This is a genomic window from Pseudomonas sp. TH10 (assembly GCF_016651255.1).
Taxonomy (GTDB): domain Bacteria; phylum Pseudomonadota; class Gammaproteobacteria; order Pseudomonadales; family Pseudomonadaceae; genus Aquipseudomonas.
On sequence record NZ_JAEKEG010000013.1, the window covers coordinates 1 to 3,778 of the forward strand.

Sequence of the window (3,778 nt, forward strand, 5' to 3'; positions counted from 1 at the left end):
CGCTCCTACAAGGGATTGTTGTGTCAGTCCTGGGACTATTTCCCGCCACTGCCCGCAACGCTTTCGCCGCCGCGAGTCAGGTAGTAAGCGCCCAGGATCGGCAGCATGGTCACCATCATCACCAGCATCGCGACGACATTGGTCACCGGCACATCCCGTGGCCGGCTCAGTTGGTTGAGCAGCCACAGCGGCAAGGTGCGTTCGTGGCCAGCGGTAAAGGTGGTCACGATGATTTCGTCGAACGACAGGGCAAACGCGAGCATGCCGCCAGCCAGCAATGCCGAGCCCAGGTTCGGCAGGACGATGTAGCGAAAGGTCTGCCAGCCATCGGCGCCGAGGTCCATCGAGGCCTCGATCAAACTGTGCGAAGTACGGCGCAAGCGGGCGATGACGTTGTTGTAGACGATCACCACGCAGAAGGTCGCGTGGCCAACGATGATGGTGAACATCCCCGGCTCGATCCCCAGCGTCTTGAACGTCGCTAGCAGCGCGATCCCGGTGATGATCCCCGGCAATGCAATCGGCAAAATCAGCATCAGTGAAATGCCCTGTTTGCCGAAGAAATCGCGGCGGTACAACGCTGCCGAAGCCAACGTACCGAGCACCATTGCAATCAGTGTGGCGATGGCTGCGATCTGCAATGAAAGCTTGATTGCCTCTAGAACATCAGGCCGCGAAAAAGCGACGCTGAACCAGTGCAGCGTGAAACCCTTCGGTGGAAAGCTGAACGCCGCTTCCTCCGTGTTGAAGGTGTAAAGAAATATGATCAGGATCGGGAAGTGCAGAAACACCAACCCGCCCCAGGCTGCGATTCTCAAGCCTAATGAAGCTTTCTCCCCTGCTTGTCTGAATTAGAGTGCATCGAAGGCCCCCAGGCGTTTGACGATAGACAGGTAAATGGCGATCAGCACGATCGGTACCAGGGTGAAGGCGGCGGCCATCGGCATGTTGCCGATCGCCCCTTGCTGGGCGTAGACCATGCTGCCGACGAAGTACCCAGGCGGCCCCACCAGCTGCGGCACGATGAAGTCGCCCAAAGTCAGCGAAAACGTGAAGATCGAACCCGCGGCAATCCCCGGAATCGACAGCGGCAAAATCACCTGCATAAACGTCTGACGAGGCTTCGCGCCGAGGTCGGCGGAAGCCTGCAACAGCGACGGCGGCAGACGTTCCAGCGACGCTTGAATCGGCAGAATCATGAACGGCAGCCAGATGTAGACAAACACCATGAACCGTCCCAGATGGGAGGTCGACAAGGTGCTGCCGCCGACGCCGGGAATCCCCAGAATGAACTGCAATACCGGTTCCAGCCCCAGGTGCTGCACGAACCATTGCGCCACTCCGCCCTTGGCCAACAGCAACGTCCACGCATACGCCTTGACGATGTAACTCGCCCACATCGGCATCATCACCGCGATGTAGAAAAACGCCTTGGTTTTGCCGGTGGTATAGCGCGCCATGTAGTAGGCAATCGGGAACGCGACGATGGCGCTGGCGATCGATACGACGATGGCCATGCTCAGCGTGCGCAGGATGATGTCGAAGTTCGACGGCTGAAACAGCGCGGCAAAATTGGCCAGGGTAAGGTCCGGAGTGACCGCCATGGTGAAGTCGTCGAAGGTGTAGAAACCCTGCCACAACAGCACCAGCAGCGAGCCCAGATAAATCGCGCCGAACCACAGCAGCGGCGGCACCAGCAGCATCGACAGATACAGATTCGGCTTGCGGTAGAGCAGGTTGGAAAACCTGCGCAACGGCGAGCCACCCGACGGGGTTTGGGAGATAGCCAAGGTGTTCATCTCACACCCCGCCGACTGCATGGTCGTGCAGTGGAATCATCGCTTCCCGCGCCCACCGTGCGCTCAGGCGCTGGCCGGTCTGATGTTGCGCGCTGCTGTCGATCCACTGATTGTTGGCGTGACTGATGCTCAGGGTCTGACCGTTTTCCAGCTTCAATTCATAACGGGTGGCGCTGCCCTGGTACTGGATGTCATGGAGCAGACCGCTGACTTCGATTTCATGACTGGCCAACGGGCCTTCCGCGAAACGCACGTGCTCCGGACGAATCGAAAACGGCTGCGGATGACCGCTGATTTGGCGGGCCAGATCACCACGAATCACGTTCGAGGTGCCGACGAATTCAGCCACGAATGTGGTGGTCGGTTTCATGTACAGATTTCGCGGCGTGTCGACCTGCTCGATGCGGCCCTTGTTGAACACGGCCACGCGATCGGACATCGACAGCGCTTCGGTTTGATCGTGGGTGACGAAGATGAAGGTGATGCCGAGTTGGCGTTGCAGCTTCTTCAATTCGCTTTGCATTTGCTCACGCAGTTTCAGATCCAGCGCGCCCAAAGGTTCATCCAGCAACAACACGCGCGGACGGTTGACCAAGGCGCGGGCGAGGGCGACACGCTGGCGTTGGCCGCCAGACAGTTGCACCGGTTTGCGTGCGCCGTAACCGCCGAGGGCTACCATGTCCAAGGCTTCTTCCGCGCGTTTATGCCGTTCGGTTTTGCCGACGCCTTTGACCTTCAACCCGTAGGCGACGTTGTCGAGGACGTTCATGTGCGGGAACAGCGCGTAATCCTGAAACACCGTGTTGACGTCACGTTGGTACGGCGGCAAACCGGCCGCTTCGGCGCCGTGAATGCGGATCGAGCCGGCGCTCGGTTGCTCGAACCCGGCGATCAGGCGCAGGCAGGTGGTTTTGCCCGAGCCGGAAGGGCCGAGCATGGAAAAGAACTCGCCGTCCTGGATATCGATGGAAACCCGGTCAACGGCCTTCACCTCGCCGAACTGTCGGGAAACGTTGGTGAACTGGACTGCAAGGGTCATGGTGCGGTGCTCCGGTAAAGCGGGCTTTCTATAAAAATTGAATCGGTGGTGTTATCGAAAAGATCGTCCGAACGCGGCCCGAGCCTGCGGCAGCTCCTGCACGATTTGCAGAGGACGCAAGATTGACGGTGCTGGAGGCTCGCGCCGCGATCGGATGATCTTTTGATCTCAAGAAGGCTTAACGACCGCCCATGATCGCGATGTAATCCTGGGTCCAGCGGCTATACGGCACGAACTTGCCGCCCTCAGCCTGCGGGGTTTTCCAGAAGGCGATCTTGTCGAACTGATCAAACCCGTTGGTCTTGCAACCTTCAGCACCGAGCAGTTCGCTCTCCTTGCACGCTACCGGCACCGCCGGCAACGAACCGAACCACGCCGCCACATCACCCTGGACTTTCGGTTTCAGCGACCAGTCCATCCACTTGTACGCGCAGTTCGGGTGCTTGGCCTCGGCGTGCAACATGGTGGTGTCGGCCCAGCCCGTAGCGCCTTCTTGCGGGATGGTGGAGGCGATAGGCTGTTTTTCGTTCATCAGACCGTTGACCTGATACGGCCATGCGCTGGAAGCGACCACGCCTTCGTTTTTGAAGTCGCTCATCTGCACCGTGGTGTCGTGCCAGTAGCGGTGGATCAGCGGCTGCTGCGCACGCAACAGATCAAGCACGGCTTTGTACTGATCTTCGGTCAGTTGGTACGGATCCTTGATGCCCAATTCAGGCTTGGTCGACTTCAGATACAGCGCCGCGTCGGCGATGTAGATCGGGCCGTCATAAGCTTGCACGCGGCCTTTGTTCGGCTTGCCGTCGGGCAGATCCTGCGCGGCGAACACCACGTTCCAACTGGTCGGCGCGGTCTTGAATACGTTGGTGTTGTACATCAATACGTTCGGACCCCACTGATACGGGGTGCCGTAGGTCTGCTTGTTGACCACGTACCACGG

General features: G+C 59.2%; 4 protein-coding genes. All 4 read right to left on the reverse strand.

The features are described from left to right. Nucleotides 1-35: 35 nt before the first annotated feature. Complete coding sequence (locus JFT80_RS01540) at nt 36-818, reverse strand: ABC transporter permease (protein ID WP_201146693.1); 783 nt, start codon at nt 816-818, stop codon at nt 36-38. 33 nt (nt 819-851) lie between these two features. Further along, nucleotides 852-1,799 (reverse strand): ABC transporter permease, encoded by a 948-nt coding sequence (locus JFT80_RS01545; RefSeq protein ID WP_201146694.1) that lies wholly within the window; start codon nt 1,797-1,799, stop codon nt 852-854. Between the two features lies 1 nt (nt 1,800). Continuing rightward, complete coding sequence (locus JFT80_RS01550) at nt 1,801-2,838, reverse strand: ABC transporter ATP-binding protein (protein ID WP_201146695.1); 1,038 nt, start codon at nt 2,836-2,838, stop codon at nt 1,801-1,803. A 178-nt stretch (nt 2,839-3,016) separates the two neighbouring features. After that, a partial coding sequence (locus tag JFT80_RS01555) for an extracellular solute-binding protein (protein WP_201146696.1) occupies nt 3,017-3,778 on the reverse strand: 762 nt, incomplete at its 5' end.